The organism is Tepidiphilus margaritifer DSM 15129 (assembly GCF_000425565.1).
GTDB lineage: Bacteria > Pseudomonadota > Gammaproteobacteria > Burkholderiales > Rhodocyclaceae > Tepidiphilus > Tepidiphilus margaritifer.
The window spans coordinates 1-23,692 of record NZ_AUDR01000013.1 but is presented as its reverse complement, the minus strand read 5'-3'; the positions used below and the strand labels follow the sequence as shown (position 1 = coordinate 23,692).

General features: G+C 63.7%; 23 protein-coding genes and 2 pseudogenes. 6 read left to right on the top strand and 19 right to left on the bottom strand.

Annotation, left to right across the window (positions count from 1 at the left end; all coding sequences use genetic code 11):
• Nucleotides 1-11: 11 nt before the first annotated feature.
• Nucleotides 12-2,456: a sensor domain-containing diguanylate cyclase gene (locus H607_RS0100910; RefSeq protein WP_028873866.1), complete on the top strand. Its 2,445-nt coding sequence runs from the start codon at nucleotides 12-14 to the stop codon at nucleotides 2,454-2,456.
• Nucleotides 2,457-2,481: 25 nt separating this feature from the next.
• Here H607_RS0100910 and H607_RS0100905 read toward each other — a convergent pair whose 3' ends face one another.
• From H607_RS0100905 to H607_RS0100895, 3 genes are all read right to left on the bottom strand, one after another.
• Nucleotides 2,482-3,819 carry an alanine/glycine:cation symporter family protein gene (locus H607_RS0100905; RefSeq protein ID WP_028873865.1) on the bottom strand — a complete coding sequence of 446 codons (1,338 nt, stop codon included), beginning with the start codon at nucleotides 3,817-3,819 and terminating at the stop codon, nucleotides 2,482-2,484.
• Between the two features lie 59 nt (nucleotides 3,820-3,878).
• Nucleotides 3,879-4,898 (bottom strand): CDF family Co(II)/Ni(II) efflux transporter DmeF, encoded by a 1,020-nt coding sequence (gene dmeF / locus H607_RS0100900; RefSeq protein WP_211218424.1) that lies wholly within the window; start codon nucleotides 4,896-4,898, stop codon nucleotides 3,879-3,881.
• Nucleotides 4,899-4,995: 97 nt separating this feature from the next.
• Nucleotides 4,996-6,054, bottom strand: coding sequence for an NAD(P)-dependent alcohol dehydrogenase (locus H607_RS0100895; RefSeq protein ID WP_037989189.1), 1,059 nt, complete (start codon nucleotides 6,052-6,054; stop codon nucleotides 4,996-4,998).
• 188 nt (nucleotides 6,055-6,242) lie between these two features.
• On the opposite strand from H607_RS0100895, the gene H607_RS0100890 reads away from it, so the two are divergent.
• Nucleotides 6,243-7,868, top strand: coding sequence for a methyl-accepting chemotaxis protein (locus H607_RS0100890; RefSeq protein ID WP_037989188.1), 1,626 nt, complete (start codon nucleotides 6,243-6,245; stop codon nucleotides 7,866-7,868).
• Here H607_RS0100890 and H607_RS0100885 read toward each other — a convergent pair.
• From H607_RS0100885 to H607_RS0100855, 7 genes are all read right to left on the bottom strand, one after another.
• Nucleotides 7,865-8,932, bottom strand: a complete 1,068-nt coding sequence (locus H607_RS0100885; protein WP_028873861.1) for a sulfate/molybdate ABC transporter ATP-binding protein — start codon at nucleotides 8,930-8,932, stop codon at nucleotides 7,865-7,867. The genes H607_RS0100890 and H607_RS0100885 overlap by 4 nt on opposite strands.
• A complete protein-coding gene (gene cysW / locus H607_RS0100880; protein ID WP_028873860.1) occupies nucleotides 8,929-9,825 on the bottom strand; it encodes a sulfate ABC transporter permease subunit CysW in 897 nt (298 codons plus the stop codon). The genes H607_RS0100885 and cysW overlap by 4 nt, the downstream gene beginning before the upstream one ends.
• A gap of 1 nt (nucleotide 9,826) precedes the next feature.
• A complete protein-coding gene (gene cysT, locus H607_RS0100875; protein ID WP_028873859.1) occupies nucleotides 9,827-10,660 on the bottom strand; it encodes a sulfate ABC transporter permease subunit CysT in 834 nt (277 codons plus the stop codon).
• Nucleotides 10,657-11,658, bottom strand: a complete 1,002-nt coding sequence (locus tag H607_RS0100870; RefSeq protein WP_028873858.1) for a sulfate ABC transporter substrate-binding protein — start codon at nucleotides 11,656-11,658, stop codon at nucleotides 10,657-10,659. Before H607_RS0100870 ends, cysT begins: the two co-directional genes overlap by 4 nt.
• Nucleotides 11,659-12,830: 1,172 nt before the next feature.
• Nucleotides 12,831-13,559 carry a hypothetical protein gene (locus H607_RS13290; protein ID WP_157381247.1) on the bottom strand — a complete coding sequence of 243 codons (729 nt, stop codon included), beginning with the start codon at nucleotides 13,557-13,559 and terminating at the stop codon, nucleotides 12,831-12,833.
• 21 nt (nucleotides 13,560-13,580) lie between these two features.
• The gene (locus tag H607_RS0100860) at nucleotides 13,581-14,489 is read right to left on the bottom strand and encodes a nucleotidyl transferase AbiEii/AbiGii toxin family protein (protein ID WP_083961846.1); all 909 of its coding nucleotides are present in this window, start codon (nucleotides 14,487-14,489) and stop codon (nucleotides 13,581-13,583) included.
• Nucleotides 14,486-15,085, bottom strand: coding sequence for a type IV toxin-antitoxin system AbiEi family antitoxin domain-containing protein (locus H607_RS0100855; RefSeq protein WP_028873856.1), 600 nt, complete (start codon nucleotides 15,083-15,085; stop codon nucleotides 14,486-14,488). The genes H607_RS0100860 and H607_RS0100855 overlap by 4 nt, the downstream gene beginning before the upstream one ends.
• 177 nt (nucleotides 15,086-15,262) lie before the next feature.
• Here H607_RS0100855 and H607_RS13665 point away from each other — a divergent pair, with 177 nt between their 5' ends.
• Both H607_RS13665 and H607_RS0100845 read left to right on the top strand, forming a co-directional pair.
• Nucleotides 15,263-15,388 carry a hypothetical protein gene (locus tag H607_RS13665; RefSeq protein WP_281168717.1) on the top strand — a complete coding sequence of 42 codons (126 nt, stop codon included), beginning with the start codon at nucleotides 15,263-15,265 and terminating at the stop codon, nucleotides 15,386-15,388.
• A 3-nt stretch (nucleotides 15,389-15,391) separates the two neighbouring features.
• Nucleotides 15,392-15,712 (top strand): helix-turn-helix domain-containing transcriptional regulator, encoded by a 321-nt coding sequence (locus H607_RS0100845; protein WP_028873855.1) that lies wholly within the window; start codon nucleotides 15,392-15,394, stop codon nucleotides 15,710-15,712.
• A gap of 167 nt (nucleotides 15,713-15,879) precedes the next feature.
• On the opposite strand, the gene H607_RS13285 is transcribed toward H607_RS0100845, so the two are convergent.
• From H607_RS13285 to H607_RS0100820, 6 genes are all read right to left on the bottom strand, one after another.
• Entirely contained in the window at nucleotides 15,880-16,299 is a 420-nt protein-coding gene (locus tag H607_RS13285) for a hypothetical protein (protein ID WP_169393582.1), read from the bottom strand.
• A gap of 185 nt (nucleotides 16,300-16,484) precedes the next feature.
• Entirely contained in the window at nucleotides 16,485-17,249 is a 765-nt protein-coding gene (locus H607_RS11110; protein WP_051240515.1) for an ATP-binding cassette domain-containing protein, read from the bottom strand.
• A gap of 19 nt (nucleotides 17,250-17,268) precedes the next feature.
• Entirely contained in the window at nucleotides 17,269-18,054 is a 786-nt protein-coding gene (gene ssuC / locus H607_RS0100835) for an aliphatic sulfonate ABC transporter permease SsuC (RefSeq protein ID WP_037989185.1), read from the bottom strand.
• 54 nt (nucleotides 18,055-18,108) lie between these two features.
• A complete protein-coding gene (locus tag H607_RS0100830) occupies nucleotides 18,109-18,984 on the bottom strand; it encodes a TauD/TfdA dioxygenase family protein (RefSeq protein WP_037989183.1) in 876 nt (291 codons plus the stop codon).
• A 32-nt stretch (nucleotides 18,985-19,016) separates the two neighbouring features.
• On the bottom strand, nucleotides 19,017-19,973 hold the full coding sequence (locus H607_RS0100825; RefSeq protein WP_028873852.1) for an aliphatic sulfonate ABC transporter substrate-binding protein: 957 nt from the start codon (nucleotides 19,971-19,973) through the stop codon (nucleotides 19,017-19,019).
• A gap of 11 nt (nucleotides 19,974-19,984) precedes the next feature.
• Nucleotides 19,985-20,983 carry a sulfate ABC transporter substrate-binding protein gene (locus H607_RS0100820; RefSeq protein ID WP_028873851.1) on the bottom strand — a complete coding sequence of 333 codons (999 nt, stop codon included), beginning with the start codon at nucleotides 20,981-20,983 and terminating at the stop codon, nucleotides 19,985-19,987.
• Between the two features lie 141 nt (nucleotides 20,984-21,124).
• On the opposite strand from H607_RS0100820, the gene H607_RS13660 reads away from it, so the two are divergent.
• Together H607_RS13660 and H607_RS13730 are read left to right on the top strand one after the other, a co-directional pair.
• Nucleotides 21,125-21,247, top strand: a complete 123-nt coding sequence (locus tag H607_RS13660) for a hypothetical protein (RefSeq protein WP_276607289.1) — start codon at nucleotides 21,125-21,127, stop codon at nucleotides 21,245-21,247.
• Nucleotides 21,222-21,395 (top strand): annotated as a pseudogene (locus tag H607_RS13730) (type II toxin-antitoxin system YafQ family toxin); the annotation flags it as partial. The gene H607_RS13660 and the pseudogene H607_RS13730, both read left to right, overlap by 26 nt.
• Nucleotides 21,396-21,472: 77 nt before the next feature.
• Here the strand turns inward: H607_RS13730 and H607_RS0100810 are convergent.
• The 3 genes and pseudogenes from H607_RS0100810 to H607_RS0100800 form a co-directional block, all read right to left on the bottom strand.
• A complete protein-coding gene (locus H607_RS0100810; RefSeq protein ID WP_028873850.1) occupies nucleotides 21,473-21,745 on the bottom strand; it encodes a DUF2442 domain-containing protein in 273 nt (90 codons plus the stop codon).
• Between the two features lie 34 nt (nucleotides 21,746-21,779).
• A pseudogene (locus tag H607_RS0100805) lies at nucleotides 21,780-22,031 on the bottom strand (endonuclease V); the annotation flags it as partial.
• 37 nt (nucleotides 22,032-22,068) lie between these two features.
• A protein-coding gene (locus H607_RS0100800; RefSeq protein WP_088178290.1) for an IS3 family transposase occupies nucleotides 22,069-23,624 on the bottom strand; the annotation gives its coding sequence in 2 pieces (ribosomal slippage) (nucleotides 22,069-23,192 and nucleotides 23,192-23,624; 1,557 coding nt in all).
• Nucleotides 23,625-23,692 lie beyond the last annotated feature (68 nt).

Below are 23,692 nucleotides of genomic sequence, written 5' to 3'. Positions count from 1 at the left end.
CGTGAGCCCCCATGCACACTGCCCTCGCTCTGCTCGCCGGCCCCCTCTTCGAGCACTCGCCCCACGCCATCCTCATCGCCGATACGAACGGCGTGGTGCGCGACGTCAATGCCGAATTCACCCGGCTCACCGGCTACGCACGCGAGGAAATCGTGGGCAAGACGCCGCGCCTGCTCAAGTCCGGCCAGATGCCCCTCGAGTTCTACCGCACGCTCTGGCAAACGGTGCTCTCCGGGCAGCGCTGGCGCCACGACATCCTCAACCGCCGCAAGGACGGTTCGCTCTACTGGGCCGACGAGATCATCCAGCCGATCACGCTCGACGGGGAAACGGTGCTGGTCTCTTTTCAGCGGGACGTCACCGAGCTGCGGCGAACCCGGGAGGCGCTGGACGAAGAACGCGCCCGCCTGGACGGTTTTCTGCGCGCGAGCCCCGCCGTGCTCTACGCAGTTCCGGCCACCGGCACCACTCAACCCCTCTTCGTCAGCGAGAACGTCAAGGACCTCTTGGGCAACCTACCGGTAGAACCGTGTTCCGATCCGCACTGGTGGCTGGAGCGTATCCACCCCGAGGATCGCGACGCGGTGCAGCGCACGCTCGACTTCCGCCGCTGGCCCGGCGATACCCTCTTGCGCCGCTACCGTCTGCGCCATGCCGACGGCCACTATGTCTGGGTGGAAGACAAGGTCACCCTGGTACGCGACGGACAAGGTCGGCCCCAGTTTCTCAGCGGAGCACTCCTCGACGTCAGCCGCGAAGCCGAGCAAAGGGCGCTGCTCGACAAGCTCGCCCGCCACCTGCCCGGCGTCATCTACATCTTCAAACGTACACCGGACGATCACATGTCCTTCCCCTACGCGAGCGAAGGCATGCGCCGCATCTGCGGCATCGACCCGGAAGCGGTGCGCGAAGACGCCACGCCCTTCTTTGCCTCGGTGCACCCCGAAGACCAGGCGGCGATGAGGGAAACCTCCGACCATTCCGTGGCCACGCTCGAACCCTGGCGGCTCCTCTACCGGCACGTGCACCCCGACGGGCGCATCGTCTGGGCCGAGGGCGAAGCCACCCCCGAACGCCAGCCCGACGGATCCACCCTGTGGTACGGCTTCATCGCCGACGTCACCGCGCGCGTCGAGGCCGAGCGCAAGCTGCGCGAGCAGGCAGTCCTCTACCACACCGTGCTCGATAACCTCCAGGAAATCTGCTACGTGGCCGAAGTCACCCCCGAGGGGTTCCGCTTCCGCGCCGGTAACGCCAAGCTCTACGAGCTCTTCGGCTTCCCGCCCGAGCGCTGGATCGGCGCCAGCCCCCGCGACCTCTTTCCGCCGCAGACCGCCGAACACATGGAAAAAAATCTCCGGCGTTGCCTGGAGGAAGGACGCACCCTGCGCACAGAGACCGCAATGGCCACCGCCCACGGCTGGCGCGAGTTCTCGGCCTCCATCACCCCCCTGTTCGACGAAAACGGCCGGGCACGCTACCTCGTCGGCCTGGTGATGGACGTCACCGAGTACAAGCACGCCATCCGCTCGGCCCAGGAAGCCTCGACGCTCGCCGCCGAGCGGGCGCAGACCCTGAAGACGCTGCTCGATTCCGTCGGCGAAGGCATTTTCGGCATCGACACGGACGGTGCGATCGTCTTCTGGAACCCCGCGGCAGAGCGCATCCTCGGCTACCGCGCCAGCGAAGTCCTCGGGCTCGACGCCCATCAGACGATCCACGGTCAGCACCCCGACGGCACGCCCCATCCGCGCCAGGAATGCCCCGTGCTCCGTGCCATGCTGGAAAACAAAATCATCGCACGGAAGGAAAGCTACTTCCACCACCGTGATGGGCACCTGATCCCCGTGCTGCTCACCGCCACGCCCGTGCCAGGAAGCGGCGCCGTGGTCGTCTTCACCGACATCACGCAGATCAAGGCCATGCAGGAAGAGCTTCGGCACCAGGCCGAGACCGATCCGCTTACGGGCTTGGCCAATCGCCGCCGGTTCTTCACCGCCCTGCTGCTTGCCGGCGAACGCGTGGCCCGCAAAGGGGACCGTTGCGCCGTCCTGATGCTCGATCTCGATCACTTCAAAGCGGTGAACGACCGCTACGGGCACGCCGTAGGCGATGCCGTGCTGCGCTCCTTTGCCGAGATCCTGCGCGATTCGCTGCGCAGCTCCGATCTCGCCGGCCGCGTCGGCGGCGAAGAATTCGCCGTGCTCCTGCCGCACACCGATCTTGCCGGCGCGCTTCTGCTCGCCGAGCGCATCCGCCACGCCGTGGCCTCCTACTGCCGCGTGCCCCAACACCCCGAACTGCGCATGACGGTAAGCATCGGCGCCAGCGAACTGCTGCCCGAAAACCCCTCCCCCGAAGTCGCCCTCGCGCGCGCCGACGCCGCGCTCTATCGCGCAAAGCAAGAGGGGCGAAACCGGGTGGTGGCCGCCTGTGCGACCTCGCAGCCCGATTGACCCGGCCCTCGCTCACTCTGATCGCTCAAGACGGCCCACCCTTCCGGCCAAAATAGCGCTCCGTCTCCACCTTCACCACCCGGGCGAGCAGCAGCAAGGCCACCAGGTTGGGCACCGCCATCAGGCCATTGGCCACGTCCGAGAAATTCCACACGAGCTCCAGCTTCACCGTGGCTCCCACCAGGATCACCGCCACGAACACCGTGCGGTAGATGCGGATCGCCTTGTGCCCGAAGAGGAACTCGAACGCTTTCTCGCCATAGTAGCTCCAGCCGATCACCGTGGAATAGGCAAAGAGCACGGTGGCGATGATCACCACCCAGGCGCCGGCGCTGCCGAGGTTGTGCGCGAAACTGCGCATCGTCAGATCCGCCGGCGAAACCCCTTCGAGCCAGTGCGGCGCCGTCAGGATCACCAGCGCGGTCATGGTGCATACCACCAGGGTGTCGATGAAGGTCTGAGTCATCGACACCAGGGCCTGTTTCACCGGATCGTCGGTCTTGGCTGCCGCCGCGGCGATCGGCGCCGACCCCAGCCCTGATTCGTTGGAGAACACGCCGCGCGCCAGGCCATAGCGCATCGCCGCCGCCACCGTTGCCCCGGCAAAACCGCCAGCAGCCGAGTAGGGGGTAAAGGCGTGGTAGAAGATCGACCCGAGCGCCGGCAACAGTCGGTCCCATTGCAGCACGAGTACGACGATCGCCGCCAGGCAGTAGAAGAAAATCATGAAAGGCACGAGCCAGGCGGTGAAGCGCCCGATACTCTTCACTCCGCCGAGGATCACCAAGGCGGTGAGAAAGAGCATGACGCCCCCCGAAACCCAGGTCGGAACGCCCGCGGCGGAAGCAAGCAGTTGCGACACCGCATTGACCTGCGTCATGTTGCCGATGCCAAAGGAGGCGATCACGGTAAAGATGGCGAAGAGCACGCCGAGCCAGCGCATCCCCAGGCCGTTGGTGAGGTAGTACATCGGTCCGCCCTTGTAGCCGAGCGCGCCCGGTTCGCGGTATTTCACCGCCAGCACGGCCTCGGCATATTTGGTGGCCATACCGACTAGTCCCGTCACCCACATCCAGAACACCGCCCCCGGCCCGCCCAAGGTAATGGCGGTGGCCACCCCGACGATGTTGCCGATACCCACGGTGGCCGCAAGCGCCGTGGTGAGCGCGGCGAAATGGCTGATGTCTCCCGCGGCGCTCGGCTCCTTGTGGAAAATCAGCCGAAAAGCATGCCCCAACGCGCGGAACTGCACGCCCCGCAGCACGATGGTGAGATACAGGCCAGTGCCCACCAGCAGCACCAGCATCGGCACGCCCCAGACGAAGTTGGCCAAGGTGGAGAGCAATTGATTCAAGGTGTCCATGGCGCCTCCTTTTTCTCGTTATCATCAAAAAACGAATTTATGTATCACGGAAATTTATTTTAGTCGATCGAGGGTCGAGTACGATCCGGGGCGCGATTGACCTCGATCGTCAGGTGGCTCAAGGCCGACAGGTCCTTGAGCCGTTCCTTGTACTGCCGGGCGCTCTCCGGCTGGGGGGAATCCAGCGTGACGATGCAGGCGTAGGTCTGCGGCCCCAGACGCCACACGTGCAGGTCGGTGACACGGGTGAGGCCGTCACGCTGCAGACGCTCGACGATTTCGTGCTCGAGCGCCCCGAAATCCTCCGCGTCGAGCAGGGAACGCATGGCCGTGCGCGCGAGCCCCGCGCTCCAGTAGAGGATCACGGCGGCGCCGACCAGGCCGATCAAGGGATCGAACCACGCCCATCCTCCCCACTTCCCGGCGGCCAAGGCAGCGATCGCCAGCACCGACGTGAATGCATCGGCCAGCACGTGCAGAAAGGCGCCGCGGTAGTTCGGATCCACCGCCTCCTGCCCACGCCCCTCCGGCTCCGTCATGCCATGAGGATCATCGTGTCCGTGCGCCGCTTCAGGCTCATGCCCGTGATCATGATCGTGGTCGTGGTCGTGCCCCCCTCCCAGAATCACGGCGCTCGCCAGGTTGACGACGAGCCCAATCACCGCCACCAGCACCGCCTCGTCGTAGGCGATCCGCTGCGGCGAGAGCAGCCGAGCGACCGATTCCCACACCAGAGCCAGGGCGACGAGCGCGAGCAGCAGCGCGCTGGTATAGCCGCCGAGCGCGCTCACCTTGCCCGTGCCGAAGGTAAAGCGCGGGTTGGCGGCATGCCGTTCGGCGTAGTAATAGGCGAACACCGCCACCCCCAGCGCCGCCACGTGCGAGCCCATGTGCCAGCCGTCGGCGGTGAGCGCCATCGAACCGGTGAGATAGCCGAAGGCGATCTCGAAGACCATGGTCACGAAGGTGAGCGCGACCACCCAGGCGGTGCGGCGCATGCGCTGCCGGGCATGGGGATCGACGTCGAAGGGATGCTGCCAGGGCGCGAGCGGTGGGGTCGAAGACATGGTCGAAGCCATGAAAAAGGTCCGATGCCAGAACGATTCTCATTCTAGCACCGGACCCGCGCGAGCACGGCACGCGCCAAACTCCGGCGCGGCCGACCCCCGGTCAGGATTACGGCTTGATCGCCACCTTCAGCACGCCGTCGCGCTGATTGGCGAAGAGATCGTACGCGGCCACGATGTCGTCGAGCTTATAGTGGTGCGTCACGAGTGGGGTGAGATCGACGCGGCGGCTGGCGACCACTTCCAGCAGGCGCCGCATGCGCTCCTTGCCGCCGGGGCACAGGGTGGTGACGATCTTGTGGTTACCCAGCCCGGCGGCGAAGGCATCGAGCGGCAGTTCGAGTTTGCCGGAATACACGCCCAGGCTCGAGAGCGTGCCGCCCGGCTTGAGCGCGCGCAGGCAGGATTCGAACGTGCGCTGGGTGCCCAGCGCCTCGATGGCCACGTCCACGCCGCGCCCGTTGGTGATCTCCATGATCTTCTGTACCGGATCGACCTGCTTGAAGTCGATGACGATGTCGGCCCCGAGCCGACGGGCGATCTCGGCGCGCTCCGGCACCGTTTCCACGGCGATGATCTTGGTGGCGCCCTTGAGCTTCGCTCCCGCAGTGGCGCACAGGCCGATGGGCCCCTGGGCGAAGACGACGACGATGTCGCCGATGCGCACTTCGCCGCTCTCGGCCCCCGAAAACCCCGTGCTCATGATGTCGGGGCACATCAGCACTTCTTCGTCGGTGAGGCCATCGGGAACGGGAGTGAGGTTTGCCTGGGCGTTGGGGATGCGCACGTACTCGGCCTGGCAGCCGTCGATGGTGTTGCCCAGTTGCCAGCCGCCCATGACCTTGCCGCCGCACTGGCTGGAGACGCCGTCGAGGCAACTGTTGCACTGCCCACAGGGCGTGATCGCCCCGGCGATGACGCGCTGGCCGACTTCGAAGCCGGTGACGGCGCTGCCGAGCTTCTCGATGATGCCCACCGGTTCATGACCGATGATGAGGCCGGGCCGCACGGGGTATTCCCCCTTGAGGATGTGCACGTCGGTGCCGCAGATCGTCGTGGTGGTGACGCGCAGCAGCGCATCGGTGGGCCCGATCTCGGGAATCGGGCGCTCCTGCAGCTCGATGCGCCCCGGCGCGACGAACACGGCGGCTTTCATGGTCTTCTTCATAGAGTTCTCCTTGCACGACGGTGAAGCGGCACCATGCGGCCTCACACTTCCATCAGCATAGCACCGTCGTGGTGTCAGGATCATGAAAACGCGGATTTGCCAGAAAAAACCACGTCATTTTTCGCATCGATCCGCCTCGCCCTGCCCTAAAATGTTCAGCAACCATCCTTCCGAGCCGAGGTCCAATCATGTCTCTCAGCGTAAAGAGCAAGCTCATCACCTCGTTCTGCGCCGTGGCGGCGATGATCGCCGTCGTGATCACCGTCACTTCTTACAATCTGTCGCTCATGGCGGAGGCCGTCGAGGAAGTCGACCGCTCGCACGGGGTCATTACTGCCCTCACCCGCATGCGCGAGGCGCTCATCAACATGGAGACCGGCGTACGCGGTTTCGCCCTCTCGGGCAAGGAGAGTTTTCTCGAGCCGGTCCAGATCGGCGAACAGGAATTCCAGAAGGCATTCCAGGAAGCTTTGGCAAACACCCAAACTCCGCAGCGCCGCGCGGCGATCGAACGGCTGGCAGCCATGGGCAAGGAGTGGCAGCAGCAAGGGCTCACGCCGCTGATCGCCCTGCGGCAAGAAATCAATGCCGGCAGGGCCTCGTTTGCCGAGATGGAAGCGCTCGTGCGCAGCGAGCGCGGCAAGCAAAAAATGGACGAGATCCGCACCTTCGCCGCGCAGATCATGGACGAACGCCGTCATCTCCTCGAGCAGAGACTCGAGGAATTAAAGCAGGCATCAAGCCAAACCAACATCGCCCTGTACAGCAGCGGCGCGGTGGCCTTCGCCCTGGCGATCACGCTCGCCCTGGCGCTCGCGCGCAGCATCGGAGGGCGCATCGCCATCGCGCTGCAGGCGGCCGAGGCCACCGCTGCCGGGGATCTCACCACGCCGGTGCGCGTCGAGGGTAGCGACGAGATCGGCCGGATGCTACAGGCGGTGGCCACGATGCAGCAATCGCTGCGCGAGATGCTGGGAGAGATCCGGCGCAACACCGATCACCTCTCCGAGGCCGCCACGACGCTTGCCACCGTCGCCGGCGACGTGGAGCGCGCCGTCAATGAACAGAACGACGCCTCCTCCACCATGGCCGCAGCGGTGGAAGAGCTCACGGTGAGCATCGGCGAGGTGGCGAAGAACGCCGAGGAAGCGAGCAGCGTGGCCCGCGAATCGGGTGCCATCGCCAAGGAAGGTGGCGAGGTGATGCAGCGTACGGTCGAGAGTATCAAGAAGATCGCCGATCGCGTCACCGAAGCGGCCAAGGACATCGGCCAGCTGGAGAAACACTCCGCCGAGATCACCTCCATCGTCAACGTGATCGAGACGATCGCCGAGCAGACGAACCTGCTTGCCTTGAACGCCGCCATCGAAGCGGCGCGTGCCGGCGAATACGGCCGTGGCTTCGCGGTGGTGGCCGACGAAGTACGCAAGCTCGCCGAGCGCACCACCATTTCGACGCAAGAAATCACGGAGATGATCGCCCACATCCAGCAGGGCACGAAGCAGGCCGTGACGGCGATGGAGACCAGCGTGGCCGAGGTCGAACAGGGGGTGCAGCTCGCCAACGCCGCGGGCGAATCGATCGAGCGCATCGCCGAGGGCTCGGGGCGCGTCATCGACTACGCCAGCCACATCTCCGACGCGCTCAAGGAACAGTCGGTAGCCAGCAACCAGGTGGCCCGCAACGTCGAGACCATCGTGCAGATGGCCGACAAGAACCATCAGACGGTCAACCGCGCCACCGCCGCCGCGAAACTCATCGAAGACGCGATGCAGACGCTGCGCCAGGCGGTAGGCCGGTTCAAGATCGGCTAGGGTTCAGCGCGTACGGCGAACACCCGCAGCCGGGCCGGCACGAGCCGCACCGGCTGGCCGGGGGAAAGCGCCAAGGCAGCGCAGCGCTCGCGCGGCAGTTCGACCTCGAAGCGCTGCGCGGGCTCGCCCTCCCCGTCCAGTTCCACCCGGGCGCTTGCCCCGAAGGCAAGGATTCGGGCCACGCGCGCCGGCACGCCCTGCCCCGACTCGGCCGGAACGATGTCGAGCTCGAAAGGCCGGGCGAAGGCGACCACTTCCTCACCGGCGGGAAGCGGTGCCTCGTGCGGCAGCAGCGACTCGCCCACCCGCAGCCCCGTTGCTTCCAGCCGCCCCTCGAAGCGGTTGACCGAACCGAGGAAGTCGTAGACGAAGGGCGTGGCGGGATGGTGATAGACCGCCTCCGGCGTTCCCACCTGTTCGACGCGGCCGCGATGCATCAGCACCACGCGGTCGGCCACCTCCAGCGCCTCTTCCTGGTCGTGGGTGACGAAAATCGAGGTGACGTGCAGCTCGTCGTGCAGTCGGCGCAGCCAGCGGCGCAGCTCCTTGCGCACCTTGGCATCCAGCGCCCCGAACGGCTCGTCGAGCAGCAGCACCTTGGGTTCGACCGCCAGCGCCCGGGCGAGCGCGATGCGCTGGCGCTGCCCGCCGGAGAGCTGCGAGGGGAAGCGATCGGCGATCCAGTCGAGTTGCACCAGCTCGAGCAGCGCCATCACGCGGCGGCGGATCTCGGCCTCGCTCGGACGCTCGCGCCGCGGTTTCATGCGCAGGCCAAACGCCACGTTGTCGAACACGCTCATGTGGCGAAAGAGCGCATAGTGCTGGAAGACGAAACCGACGTGACGCTCGCGCACGTGGGTGTCGGAGGCGTCCTCGCCATCGAAGAGCACCTGCCCCGAGTCCGGCTGCTCCAAGCCGGCGATCACGCGCAGGAGCGTGGTCTTGCCGCAGCCCGAAGGGCCCAGCAACGCCACGAGCTCGCCGTCGGGGAAGGCGAGCGAGACGTCGTCGAGCGCAGTAAAGGCGCCAAAGCGCTTGCAGATGTGTCGAACTTCGATGCTCATGTGCGGCTCCCACGGCGCAGGGCGGCAAAATCGCCGCGACGCTCGATGGCGTGCTTGACGACCAGGGTCACCAGGGCGAGCAGCGCCAGGAGCGAGGCGACGGCGAACGCCGCCGAGAACTGGTATTCGTTGTAGAGAATCTCGACGTGCAGCGGCAGGGTGGTGGTCTGGCCGCGGATGTGTCCGGAGACGACGCTCACCGCGCCGAATTCGCCCATGGCGCGCGCGTTGGTGAGGATCACGCCGTAGAGCAGGCCCCATTTGACGTTGGGCAGGGTCACGTGCCAGAACGTGCGCCAGCCGCTCGCGCCCAGCACCACCGCCGCCTCTTCCTCCTCCCGCCCCTGCGCCTGCATGAGCGGCACGAGCTCGCGCGCCACGAAGGGAAAAGTGACGAAGACGGTGGCGAGCACGATGCCGGGCACGGCGAAGAGGATCTTCACCTCGTGCGCGGCGAGCCAGGCGCCGAACCAGCCGGAACCGCCGAAGAGCAGCACCAGCCCCAGACCCGCCACCACCGGTGAGACCGAGAAAGGAAGATCGATCAGAGTGAGCAGCAGTGCCTTGCCGCGGAAGGAAAATTTCGCGATCGCCCAGGCAGCCGCCACCCCGAAGACGAGGTTGAGCGGCACGGCGATGGCGGCGGCCAGCAGCGTCAGCTTCAACGCCGCGAGCGCGTCGGGCTCGGCGAGTGCGGCCAGATACACCGCCCAGCCCTTGCGCAGCGCCTCGACGAAAACGGCTAGGAGCGGCAGCAGCAGGAAGAGGCCGAAGAAGGCGAGCGCGAGCGCGATCAGGGCGCGGCGCACCCACACGGGCTCGGCGGTGACCGGCCGCGAAGCGGCGCGGCGAGCGGGGATTTGGCTGAGGGGCAGCGCGGCAGCGGCGTCCATTTCATTGCTCCTTGCCGCCGCGACGGGCGGCCCAGGCTTGCAAGGCGTTGATGACGAGCAACAGGGCGAAAGAGGCGGCCAGCATCACCGTGGCGATGGCGGTGGCCCCGGCCTCGTCGTACTGTTCGAGCCGGCCGATGATGAGCAGCGGCGCGATCTCCGAGACGAAAGGGATGTTCCCGGCGATGAAGATCACCGAACCGTACTCCCCCACGGCGCGGGCGAAGGCGAGCGCAAACCCGGTGACGGCGGCCGGCAGCACGTGCGGCAGGATCACGTGGCGGAACACCTGCCAGCGGCTCGCCCCCAGGCTCGCGGCCGCCTCCTCGAATTCCGGCTCGAACTCCTCCAGCACCGGCTGCACCGTGCGCACCACGAAAGGGATGCCGATGAAGACGAGCGCCACGAGGATGCCCAGCGGCGTGAAGGCGACCTTGAGGCCGAGCGCGGCGAGCCACCCCCCCAGCCAGCCATTGGGCGCGTAGAGCGCGGTGAGCGCGATGCCGGCCACCGCCGTGGGCAGCGCGAACGGCAGGTCGATGAGAGCGTCGACCAGGCGCTTGCCGGGAAAGGAATAACGCACCAGCACCCAGGCGAGCAACAAGCCGAAGACGGCGTCGATCGCCGCCGCCGCGAGCGCCGCGCCGAAAGAGAGGCGGTAAGCGGCGAGCACCCGCGGGTTGCTCACCACGCCCACGAATTCGCCCCAGCCCAGCTCCAGCGTCTTGCCGAACACCGCCGCCACCGGCAACAACACGATGAGCGAGAGGTAGAGGAGCGTATAGCCCAGCGTGAGGCGGAAACCCGGCAGCACGCCCGTTTGCGCAGCCATCATTTCTGCCCGAGAATCTGGTCGAGCACGCCGCCATCGGCGAAGTGCGTGCGCTGCACCGACGCCCAGCCGCCGAAGACTTCTTCGACCGTAAACGTGCGCACCTCAGGGAAACGCGCCGCGTGGCGTTGACGCACCTGGGGGTCACTGGGGCGGAAGTAGTGCTTGGCCATCACCTCCTGCGCCGGCTCACTGAAGAGGAACTGCAGATAGGCGCGCGCCACCTCCGCCGTGCCGCGTTTGGCCACCACCGGCTCCACCACCGCCACCGGCGCCGGCGCCTCGATGGAGAGGGACGGATAGACGATCTGGAACTCCTTGCCGCCCAGCTCCTGCGCGATCAGGATCGCCTCGTTCTCGAAGGTGACGAGCACGTCGCCCACCCCGCGCTGGGTAAACGTGGTGGTCGCCCCGCGCCCGCCGCCGTCGAGCACCGGCACGTTGCGAAAGAGCGTGGCGACGAAGGCGCGCGCCCCCTCGTCCGAGCCCGTCTTCTGCCGGGCGTAGCCCCAGGCCGCGAGATAGGTATAGCGGCCGTTGCCCGTCACCTTGGGATTGGGCACGATCACCTGCACCCCCTCGCGCACGAGATCGTCCCAATCGCGGATGGCCTTGGGATTGCCCCGGCGCACGAGGAAGACCATGGTGCTGGTGTAAGGCGCCGCCCCGTGCGGAAAGCGCGAGCGCCAGTCGGGCGCGACGAACCCGCGCTCGGCCAGGAGCTCGAGGTCGGACGCCTGGTTCATGGTCACCACGTCCGCCTCCAGCCCCGCGGCCACGGCAAGCGCCTGCTTGGACGAGCCACCATGCGACTGGCGGATCGTCACCGCCTCCCCCTTGCTCGCCTGCCACGAAGCAGCGAAGAGCGGGTTGATCTCTTTATAGAGCTCGCGCGAGACGTCGTAAGAGACATTGAGCAGACTCGTCTCGGCCCGCGCCGGACTGGCCGCGACGAGGGTCAGCAAGGCCGCCAAAGCGGCAAGAAAACGCCAGGAACGCATCGTCCATCCTCCGGTGAGATGAAGAGGATGGTAGCGAAGGGGTATAGGCGGTTCAACGGGGCGGGGGTTGGTAGGTTATGGCGAGGGGGAATAAGGAGGCGAGGGGGTGAGGTTGATCAGGGGGGCATGATGGGATCGTCGGGGACGTGACAGGTATGACGCCAAGTCGCAGGGGTCGTGGTGGCGTTCTTGTGCAGTCGTCCCCTCAGGACTTTTGCCTCTTGAGCGATTCGATCGACTCGCGCATCGTCTCACGACCCAAGAATAATGCACGACGTTCAATGCAATCGTCCGGGACTGGACACTTATTTCAGAAAGCTGTGGTAGTACGCTTGCACCGTTCGCGTGCGACTTCTTCGGCTGAACGCCCCGTATTTGGTGGGCTCTTTAGGATTGGATAAGACCCAATTTCTTTGAAATAAGCAATCCCTCTTTGGACACATGCCTCGACCTGTGAATCATTAGCGCTCTTGCTGCAACCAGCAAGGATGAGCAATACGCCCAAACAAACAATAACTTGAACCGTACGCATCGTGACTTTCTCCTTCGAACGTACAAGCTAAGGGATTGCAGATTTTTTCGAAAACTCATTCCTAAAACTTACCGAATGCCGGTTTATCCCTTAAAAATAAATGGATTAAACATACAAAAAAACAGACAAAAACAGGACAAAGCACTCAAGATGATACATCCAGAGTTTAACTGACAACAAATAGGAACATCAATCACCACTCATTTTACAGGAAATTTACGATGAAGAAACTTCGATCAACCCCCACCGGGAAACTCGCGATGAAACCGGCTCTTCATGACACTCAGCACTGAATTCCCCCCGAATTCCCCTCGTTCTGGCCTCTCGTTGCGGCCTCGTGCTCCGGTTTTTTCCTGCCTCTGGCCGCTGCGGTGGGTAGGTCTCACCAGGGAATAGGTACTTCAACATCACGATGCACACCATCGTCTTGATCGGGCAGGTTGGCCTCCCTCTTTTTGATGAGTGATTTTTGAGGGGTGCGATCTCCTCCACTCGCTTCGCCTACGCTGCGAAGTCGATTACCGCCTCCATTTCCTGCTGATGATCGCCGAGCCGCTCAAGCTTGGCGCGATGTTCCCCAGCGGCAAAGAGATCGGGCTGAATCGCAGTGCGGCGCGTCATGGTTCGGGCTCCTCACAAATCAGGGCAAGGGAATTTTTTCAGAGGCGAAGGAGATGGAAGGAAGTTTTTTTGAGATGCCCTTTGGTCTTACCTTGTCCTTGCAGAATCCGTCCATAAATGTCTCCGTAACTTCCGGGTGTTTGCCAAGTCTCGCTTCTTGGGGAAACCATGAAAATTCTCCCAAGGCTGGATGGACAGTAAGGGTGACTCCTTCACGAACTAACTTCAGATGTTCAAAGACCCACGAATGGCCCTCAACAATGTCCCAAACCTCTACGCTAGCAACATTCCCGGAAACGGTTCCGCGCAGCAAAAGAAAATTAAATGGTGCTTTAGCACAGACTTTTGATGAGGCAATCATCCCGCTAATCTTTCCGCCCTTTGCCTGAAGAGTAATCTTTAGATCAATACCTTCACTTAGCCGCATGTCGGACATATCAACAATTCCCTCAGGGAAAGTGGACCAATCACCAGCCCATGCAACATCATCCTTTAGCCAAGCCATGTATTGATCCCAAGTTTTCTCGAGCTCACCTGGAATCTTGCGCATGTTCTGAAGCAGCGTTGGACCCTGCAGCCCCAGAGTAAACGCGGCAGAACCGACTGCAACTACTACTACCCACATACGCTTATACCAAACGACATTTTGTTGTGCAGGCTGATTATGTAACTGTTTGTTTGAATTTATTTTTCGTCTCGACATAAAAGGGGTGGACGCCTCGCGTACCTGTGATTCAATATGAATCATATCATGTAGCAGCGTAAGGTTTCACGCAGCAGGCTGCCAGCTCTCACGATTCCAGGTGCTACCGAATCCTTGCCCGCAGGCCAAAGCGCTGAGCGGAGGCATCAGAAAGTCACGCAGATCGGCGACGACCTGTTCCAGCGTCGGCGCTTCGAGCCGGTTCTTTTTCAGGAAACCTTGCCACTGCATCTGCTTTTGCACATCGGTGGCGAAGGCCTCCGTCAGGCCGAAGGGCACATCCGTCGGGATGTCGGTGTCTCGGCGTGACAGCGTCGCGCCGATGGCCTCGCGCAGCACTTCCCCTTCAAAATCGCTGTGCCTGGCCAGCACCCACAGATCGAAGTAATCCTTCATCCGGCTGTTGGCCACGCCGAGAGAGATCAAGGCTTCGAGCTTTTCCGCGACGACGGTGTAGCGGGGATAGACCCGGAGTTTGGGTGCCGGAAACTCGTCGAACATCACCGGATACTCCACGGCCTCAGGTCCTGGCGTGACCGCATCGCCGTAGCCCACATCGACTTGGACCGGGCAGTGCGCACCATCGATCCATCCCAGCAACGTCACACGGATGCCAGCGTAATTGGCCTCCTTGCGGATTTCTTCAGCCCGGATGCTCTGGGCATCGAAACGGATACCGTCATCGACATCCAGCTCGCACAACTCTGAGAAGACCTTGATCAGGTAAGGCTCTTCCGCGAGGCCGAATCCGAGCAGGTCCATATCGCGCGTCGGCCGCAACGGCACATCGAACCAGAGGTCAAACAGCAGTGCGCCCTTGAGCAGGAAATGGTCCGCGTGCGTCGAGATGCTCAAGCGGTACAGCAGTCGCTCCAGCGCATAGCGGGTGAGTACCAGTGTGAAGTCCCGCTTTTCAGCGCGGGCCTTGTTGAGCAGTTTGGCGCGCACCGAGGCAGCCACATTGCGTCCGTTCACGTCAGCGCCTCCAGATAGGGGCGCATCACATTGGCCACTCGGCAGATCTGGGCGCAGTGCCACAGGTCATCCATCTTCACGCGCTTGGCGTTCCAGGCTTCGCGCAAGGCTTCGAGCGCGACGTCCAGACCGATCTTGTTGCGGTACTTGAAGCAGTCGGCCACCGTCTTGGCCACGCTCGTCACCTGCACGGTGACGCCCTCGACCCGGTGCTCTTCCACCCCTTCAGTCAGCGCCTCGCCACTGAAACGAACGATGCGCAGCGGCGGGTAGTCCATCTTGGGGGCTCGCGCCTTGTTGGGAATCGCTACCCATACCTCGAACGGTGACTGCGTGGTCAGGCCATGAAACTGCAGTGCCGACAACAGGCACACCACGACATTCGGGTATTTGCTGGCCACCGCGGCCAGGGTGACGTGTTCGGACACCAGTCGATCCGGCAGCGCGTAGATGCCGCGGCACAGCCGGGTCAGCTTGCCCTGGCGGACCAGCGTGCTGAGTGTCATCCGAGAAAAGCCGCACGCCTCTACGTCGCGGGAGCGCAGCAGTCCTTGGCGGCGAGCCAGTTCGAGAATGAAAGTGTGGGCGTTGTCCATAAAAATATTATTTCATAATGTCGGTAATTGTCAATTTTTACCGACGTTTTGAAAAATCCGGACCTGACCCCCTCATTTCTTGGCTTCACGCACCTCTGCGGCAAACGTCCCTCCAGTGGTAACCATTGCCACAATTGACGAGAAAGGGGACTTATATGTTACTATTTCAAAGACGGCTTGAAGCTCATTGTCCTGCTCGGCGGCGGTAGCAAGAAGCGACAACAGAAAGACATCGATGAGGCGCTGGCCTTGTGGGAGGACTACAAGCGCCGCAAGGCACTCCAGCCGAAAAAAGGAGCGTGAACCATGGCACTGACCCGTGATTTCAAAGAAACCGTGGCAGCCCGCGTGCAGAGCGACCCGGCTTTTGCCCAAGCGCTGCTCGACGAGGCGATCACCCTGTTCATCAATGGCGAACCCGAGACCGCCAAACTCATCCTGCGTGATCTGGTCAATGCGACGATCGGTTTCGAATCTCTGGCCGAAGAGATTCACAAGCCGGCCAAGAGCCTGCATCGGATGCTATCGGCCTCGGGCAATCCCACCACGAGCAACCTCTCGGCGATCTTCGCCGCCATCAAGCGCGCGCTGAATGTGGAAGTCCACACCCGCATCGTCATGGCATGAGACTGCTTTGCCTGTCAAGAGCGCCCCTGCGACCCAGCGCACCATCCAAGGTTCGAACCTACTGGTGCTCTTCGATGAACCGTGCCAAGCACGTGACATCGAGCATAAAATGACATTTTCATAAAAACTTTCATAAACACACCGCGTAATCTTACGGGACCCGACACCTAGGGGGTTCGCTCAGCACGGCGACAAAACTCCGGCCAAAGCAGCACAAATAGACAGACGAGGCAACAGCCGGTGAGAACCAAGCCCTGAGCAAGAGCGATAGGCGTGAAGCTGAAGCCGGACAAAATGCGACCGACATTGTTGCCCACGATGGTGCCAAAAAGCCAAGTGGGGAACAGGAGAAGAACGGCGCATACGCGGCGGCAGACCTTCAAAAAACGTGGGTAGCGCGGAGGAACAATGGCTGGAAGCCAAAGCGGGATAGCCAAAGCCACACCGGCAACAAACCAAAAAACAAGGATGCTGTTCGACAATTGTTCAGGTTCCGCAGCCCGCGAAACCCCAGCGCCAGAGAGCGCGAAGAACCCTCCGCAAAGGGTTGCGCTCATGAGCAAGACCGCACGCGAAAGCAGTGGCATGAAAATCACCTAACGTTTAAGTTCGGGCCGCGGCCCATCAGGGCCGTTGCGTCTGCAACGAATGGTTAGGTGTCAGATCCAGGACGCCTGCGCTGATTCATGGCTTGGCAGATAGTAATCGTCCTGAAAACGACACCCCACATCTCCAGCGTTTTTTCATCATCATAACCACGTCCGACAAAAAATCAATCTCCCATAACCCTTTTCAATATCACCCGCTGCAGCTCCGCAAATCGCACCTCCGTGCGGTCGCGCGGGCGGGGGATTTCGATGGGCAGATCGAGTGCAACGCTCCCCTCGTCGAGCAGGATGACCCGGTTGGCCAGGGCGACGGCCTCGGAGACGTCGTGGGTGACGAGGACGGCGGTAAATCCCTCTTCCTGCCACAAACGCTCGAGGAGGGCGTGCATCTCCAGGCGCGTGAAGGCGTCCAGCGCGCCGAAGGGTTCGTCGAGGAGCAGCAGTCGCGGGCGGTGAACGAGCGCCCGGGCGAGGGCGACGCGCTGGCGCTGGCCGCCGGAGAGGCGACCGGGCCATTCGTTGGCGCGCTCGGCAAGGCCGACGTGTTCAAGTGCCTCGAGGGCCGTGCGTCGTGCCGCGGTGCGTCCGCCGCCCAGGCCGAGGGCGACGTTGTCGGCGACGCGTTTCCACGGCAGCAGACGGGCGTCCTGAAACATGAGCCGGATGGCGTTGCGGTGATATGCGGGCGGAACGCCGTCGAAGCGCAGGGTGCCGCCGTCGGGGCGTTCCAGGCCGGCGAGCAGGCGCAGGAAGGTGCTCTTGCCGCAGCCGCTGCGACCGACGATGGCGACGAACTGGCCGGGGGAGATGTGCAGATCGAGATGGGAGAGCACGCGGCGTGGGCCGTAGTGTTTTTCCACGGCGTCGAGCCGCAGGCCGAGCCCTTGGACGGAAGCGATTTCGATTTCGCGAGGATGCCGTGCGTTCATGCGGGCGTTCTCCTGGGAATCAATGGGGGGCATTGGCGGGACGCCAAGGCAGGAGGATGCGTTCCAGGCCGCGCGCGCCAAGGTCGGCGAGTTTGCCGAGAAGGGCGTAGAGAAGGATGGCGAGCACCACGACGTCGGTACGCATGAATTCGCGTGCGTTCATGGCGAGGTAGCCGATGCCGTCGTTGGCGGCGATGGTCTCGGCGACGATGAGGGTCAGCCACATCCAGCCCAGCGCGAAGCGCACGCCCACGAGCAGGGAGGGCAAGGCACCGGGCAGCATCACATGACGAAAGAGTGTCCAACCGCGCAGGCCATAGGATCGGCCCATCTCCACGAGAGTGGGATCGACGCCGCGAATGCCGTGAAAGGTGTTGAGGTAGATGGGGAAGAATACGCCCAGGGCGACGAGAAAGAGTTTGGCGCCTTCGTCGATGCCAAACCACAAGATCACCAGGGGAATGAGGGCGAGGTGCGGCACGTTGCGGATCATCTGTACGGAGGTGTCGAGCAGGCGCTCGCAGCCACGAACACCGCCGCATAGCAGCCCCAGCAACAGTCCGATGCCGCCGCCGATGAGGAATCCGGCCACGGCGCGCCGACTGCTGGCCAGGAGATGCTGAAAGAGGGTGCCGTCCGCGAGCAGGGCCCAGCCGGCAGCCGCCACCGCGGCGGGCGAAGGAGCCACCCGCGTGGAGATCCAGCCGGAGGAGGCAGCCATCTGCCAGCAACCGAGCAGCAGCAGGGGCAGCATCCAGGGGACGGCACGTTCGGCCAGCAGGGTACGCACGGGGTTCGCACTCATGGGAGCTTCTCCTCTCAGATTCCCCGGCCACGCGGCCGGGGAAGGATGGCGGGGTCAGAAAGCACGGTCTTCGCCGAAGGTGATGCGGTGCATCAGGCGGTGGTGACTGCCGTAGTCCTTGGCGGCGTAGTGCTGGGTGGCGCGGTTGTCCCAAATGGCCACGGTATGCCGTTCCCAGCGCAGCCGGGCCTGGAATTCCGGGCGCTCGAAGCGGCGGAAAAGAAATCCGAGCAGTTCGTCGCTCTCCTGCCGCGACAGGCCGAGGATGCGGTCGGTGAAATTGGGATTGACGTAGACAAGTTTCTTACCGGTAATGGGATGGGTTTGCACCACGGGGTGCACCACGGGCAGGTGTTCGGCGCGGGCCTTGCGGTAGAGCGCCTCACCGTCGGGTTGGGAGAGGAAGAAGCTCGGCCAGCCGCTGTGCTCGAAGCTGTGCACCGCGCGCAGCGTTTCCAGTTCGGCTTGCAGGCCCGGGGAGAGGGATTCGTAGACCTTGGTGGCGCTGGTCCAGAGGGTATCCCCGCCGGCAGGGGGAATGACTTTGGCGTAGAGCACGGTGCCGGTGGGCGGATTGGACGAGAAGGTGATGTCCGTATGCCACTGGTCGGTACGATAGACGTGACCGCCGGGCTTGGCCTCGATCACCTCGATCGAGGCGATGCGCTCGTGGCGCGGAAAGAAGGCTTTGGCCTTGTCGGGGTCACCAAAGATGCGGGCGACTTCCGTCTGCTGCTCGGGGGTGAGTGCCTGGTCACGGAAGAAGAGGACTTCGTATTCGGCCAGCGCCCGGCGCAACTCGTCGCGGGTGATCTCGTCCTGGATAGCGTCGGCGAGCTGCAGGTCGTGGACGATCGCGCCGATGTTGGGCGTATAGGGTTCGAGCGCGAGTCGGGTATAGGAAGGAACGAAGCTCTGCGGTTTGGACATGATGTACTCCGAGTGGTGGTGAGAAAAAAGGATCAGCCGGCCCAGACGACGTCGCGCACGCTCACCGGCCGGGGCAGCAGCCCCAAGGCGCGGAAGGCGTCAGCGATACGTTGCTGGTTCTGCACGACGGATTCGGAGAGCGGCCATTCGAGGCCAAAGGCATAATTCTGGAATGCCCGCTGGACGATTTCGGTGGAAAGTCCCAGCTGTGGCGCGGCGATGCGGGCGGATTCGTCGACGTGTACCCCGATCCAGCGGCACTCTTCCTGCAAGGCTCCGAGCACTTGGCGCAGCAGATCCGGGGCGTTTTCGGTGAAGGCGCGGGTGGCGATCATGAAATTGTGATTGGCCGCCGCGCCCGTGGCATCGGCCAGCCGCCGGGCGCCGATCTGCACTTCAGCCGCGCTGGCGAAGGGTTCCCAAATCACCCAGGCATCGACGGCACCGCGCTCGAAGGCGGAACGGGCATCGGCCGGGGGAAGGAAGACGGTCTTCACGTCACGGTAAGACAGCCCGGCGTTCTCCAGCAGGCGCAGCAAGAGGTAGTGGACGTTGGACCCCTTGTTGAGCACCACCCGCTTGCCGGCGAGTTGGGCCACCGTGCGCAGAGGGGAATCCTGCGGCACGAGCAACGCTTCCGCGCGGGGGGAAGGAGGATGGTTGGCGACGTAACGCAACTCGGCTCCTGCGGCCTGCGAGAACACGGGGGGCGTCTCGCCCACCCCGCCAAGATCGATGCTGCCGACAGCAAGGGCCTCCAGCATCTGCGGTCCGGCGGGGAATTCGATCCAGCGAACGCCCACACCGCGCTGCGCCAGAGCACGATCGAGCGTGCCGCGGGCACGCATCACGGCAAGAACGCCGCCCTTTTGCCACCCCAGGCGCAATTCGCCCGGGGTCTGTGCTCGAACGAAGCGCGTTGGCCCCAGGGCGAGCGCGGCCGAGACGAAGAGCGTTTTCAGGACAGTACGGCGGGAAACGGGATTCATGTTCGCTCTCCTCACTTCGCCACGATGCGGTCGAACACGCCGCCGTCAGCGAAATGCTCCTGCTGCACTTTTTGCCAACCGCCGAAATCCTCGATCGTCAGCAGTTCGAGCTTGGGAAAACGGGCGAGGTCGGCCGGGTCGGCGTATTGGGGATAGACAGGGCGGTAGTAGTGCTTGGCCGCGAGGCGCTGGCCCTCCGGGGAATAGAGGTATTCGAGGTAGGCGCGGGCGATCTCGGCGGTGCCACGTCGCGCGACGACGCTGTCGACTACCGCCACCGGCGGCTCGGCGAGCACGGACACCGACGGAACGACGATCTCGAAGGCATCCGGCCCGGATTCCTGCAGGGCAAGGAAGGCTTCGTTTTCCCAGGCAAGCAGCACGTCGCCCAGGCCACGCTGGACGAAGGTGTTGGTGGCGCCGCGGGCGCCGGCGTCGAGCACGGCCACGCGGCGATAGAGTTCGCGCAAATAGTCGGTGGCCTTGCGCTCATCGCCGGGCCAGCGCTTGTGCGCCCAGGCGAGCGCCGCGAGGTAGTTCCAGCGCGCCCCGCCGGAAGTCTTGGGGTTGGGCGTGATGACGGAGACGTCACCTTTGACGAGATCGTCCCAGTCGCGGATGGCCTTGGGATTGCCCTTGCGCACGAGGAAGACGATGGTCGAAGTGTAGGGGGCGCTGCGCTGCGGCAGGCGCTGCTGCCAGTCGGGGGCGAGCTTGCCCGCCTGGGCAATGGCATCGATGTCGTAACCCAGCGCCAGGGTGACGACGTCGGCCTCCAGCCCATGGATCACCGCCAGCGCCTGCTTGCCCGAGCCGCCGTGCGACTGGCGAACCGTCACCGTCTCCCCGGTGCGCTCTTTCCAGTGGCGCGCGAAGGCGGCATTATAGGCTTGGTAGAACTCCCGTGTGGGATCGTACGAGACGTTGAGCAGCGACACGTCGGCACGCGCGCTGCCCAGCGCCAAGGCCGCCGCGGCGGCGAGAAAGAGCGAACGAGGTGTGAAACGCATGGCGATCTCCCGACTGATGATGACCCCATGGTAACGAGGCAACATAGTCGGTAGAAGCACATTTTTTGCAGTTTTATATAATCTAAAAGAATTTATCAGTCACAACAGAGAACGGGAGCAATAAGTCCCCTGGAACTGAAAGTGCCCAACACAGCCACACGCGAAGCGATGGCCGAAGCCCGGGCGATACGACAGACCCGGCGAGCCCGTTTTTCCTCCGCCGAGGTGCTCTTCGACGACCTCGAAGAAACCGCCTACCAGTAAGCGGACCAGGCCACCGCGAGCGGCCGACTATACGCGCGCGTTTCGCCAGGATCGGGAGCGACTGAGCCGATCAAGGCGCTATGATCTGCGTCGGCTCAAAGAGGTGATGCTGTTGCTCATTGCCAACGATGGCCCGCTCGGCGCCGAGTGAAAACGGCGCGGACTGAAAGTCAGCGCCCAGAGGCACCCACCTATCGTCGCCAGAGACTTGTTCGCAATCCCTATTTATGCTTTTTCGATAAACTCGTTCGCTCTCGAGACCAGAGGAAAATTCTCCGGATGGCGAATGGACTCGATGGACAGATCGATATCGAGTTTCGGCCAATAGAGGTGATTGGGGCTTGGCCTTTCCACGTCGCAGATTTGCTCGACGCTCGCCTTTTTGAACCAAGGAAAATTCGCGAAGGGAAGCATCAATTCTTCTTCGTCGAGGAGCAACCAAAAGCCATTTTTGGAAATATGTGTCACTTCAACGGTCGAAGTGCTTGTGCCAGGCATCGATGATCTCCTGCAAATGACGTTCCACGACCCGTTATCTCATTCCCCGCTTCCGGACAGTCCCCGAAGCGAGCGCGTGGGCGGCGCGGGCGGTCTCCGGCAGGCGGTAGCGCGTGGTGCAGGCCATCACCCAGTCTACGGCGCGCTCGAGGCTCACGCGATGGCCGATGGAGACGTAGACCGGATGCACGCCCACGCGGGTACGCAGCACGGCGCCGATGATTTCGCTGCCGTCGCGCAGCGGCACCCAGGCGCCGCGCCGTTGCGGCACCGGTTCGTGCCTGCCGGAACAAGTCAAGATAGTTGTCGCCTGATTCATGCAATCACCTGCCTTCTATTTCAGCTTGGGTAGAGTCCCGAACGACGCTGTCCCGTTCCGGGTTGAGCGTGACGGCCCCGATCGGTGTCCAGTCCCGTGTCTGCCCGGACCAGCGTGCCGGGTGACGTTCGCGGGCTTGCAGATAGGTCTGGTGCCGTGCCGCCAGGATCGCGTGGTCTTCCCCTGCATGTCGCTGGGCGGGGGTGACGTAGCGCAGGCCGCTGTGGCGATGCTCGACGTTGTACCAGTGCACGAAGTGCTGTCCCCACTGGCGGGCTTCGTCCAGGCTGGCGAAGCCGCGCGCCGGGAATTCGGGGCGGTACTTCGCCGTTTTGAAGAGCGATTCGACGAAGGCGTTGTCGTCGGACACCCTGGGGCGAGAGTATGAGGGCTTGATCCCCAGCCAGTGCAGCATCGCCAACACCGTGGTGGCCTTGAGCGTGCTGCCGTTGTCGCCGTGCAGCACGGGTTTTTCCGGCAGGGCGTGGAGGCCTTCGGCCAACGCGGTGCGCTTGAGCAGGCTCACCGCGTGTTCTGCCTCATCGGTGGCATGAATCTCCCAGCCGACGATCTTGCGGCTGTACAGATCCATGATCAGATACAGGTAGAACCACTGCCCCTTCACGTGGGTGGGCAGGTAGGTCATGTCCCAGCACCACACTTGTCCGGGGGCGCTGGCTACGTGCGTCGTCGGCGCTCGCGTGCGCTGCGGCGCACGGCTGCGCCCACGGTGACGGGTTTGTCCGTGGGCACGCAGCACGCGCTGAAAGCTCGATTCGCTGGCAAGATAGACGCCCTCGTCGGCCAGCGTGGGGACGATGCGCGCCGGGGGTTGGTCGGCGAAACGGGGCTCGTTGGCCAACGCCTGGATCCTCGCCCGTTCTTCGTCGCTGAGCGCATGCGCCGGCTGCGCACGCTTTGCCAGGGGCCTGCGGTCCCCCTGGCGCAGTCCTTCCTGCGCTTTCCAGCGCTGCAGGGTGCGCAGCGTCATGCCTGCGACCTCGCAGGCCGGGCGTAGGCGCGCGCCGGCTGCGTGTGCCTCATCGATGTGTCGGACCAGTGTTTGGCGATCTTCCAGGCCGATCATGCGTCCTCGTCCTTGGGGAAGATCGCTTCGAGCTTTTTTGATAGCACCAGCAACGCTGCCGCTTCGGCCAGCGCCTTTTCCTTGCGGCGCAGGTCGCGCTCGAGTTCCTTGATGCGACCCCGCTCGGCCTTCTTCTCCCGCAGAGCCTGCCGTGCGACTTCCTCGGGCTCATCGAGCGCCTGCAGGGCGGCGGTGCGCCATTGCTCGAGCGTCTGGGGATACACGCCATGCTCGCGGCACCAGGCCCCTTTGCTCGCCTCGTCCATCGCGGCGGTCGAGAGCACCGCTTCGAATCGGGCCCCCGCACTCCAGCCCCGCTCGCCAACGGGCTGGGAGAGCGCCTCGGCTCGCCAGCGCGCTAGCGTCGCAGCTGAAATGCTCAGCTCTCGCGCCAGCGTCTGCACCGCGACACTTTCTGGCGGCAACAGCCGTGCAACCGCCCTGTCCTTGAAGGACTGTCCGTATCTGGCCACTTCGTTCTTCCTTTGTCGCCCTCTGGTTTCAGGATCTATCGAGACGACAACTATTCTGACACAGAGGG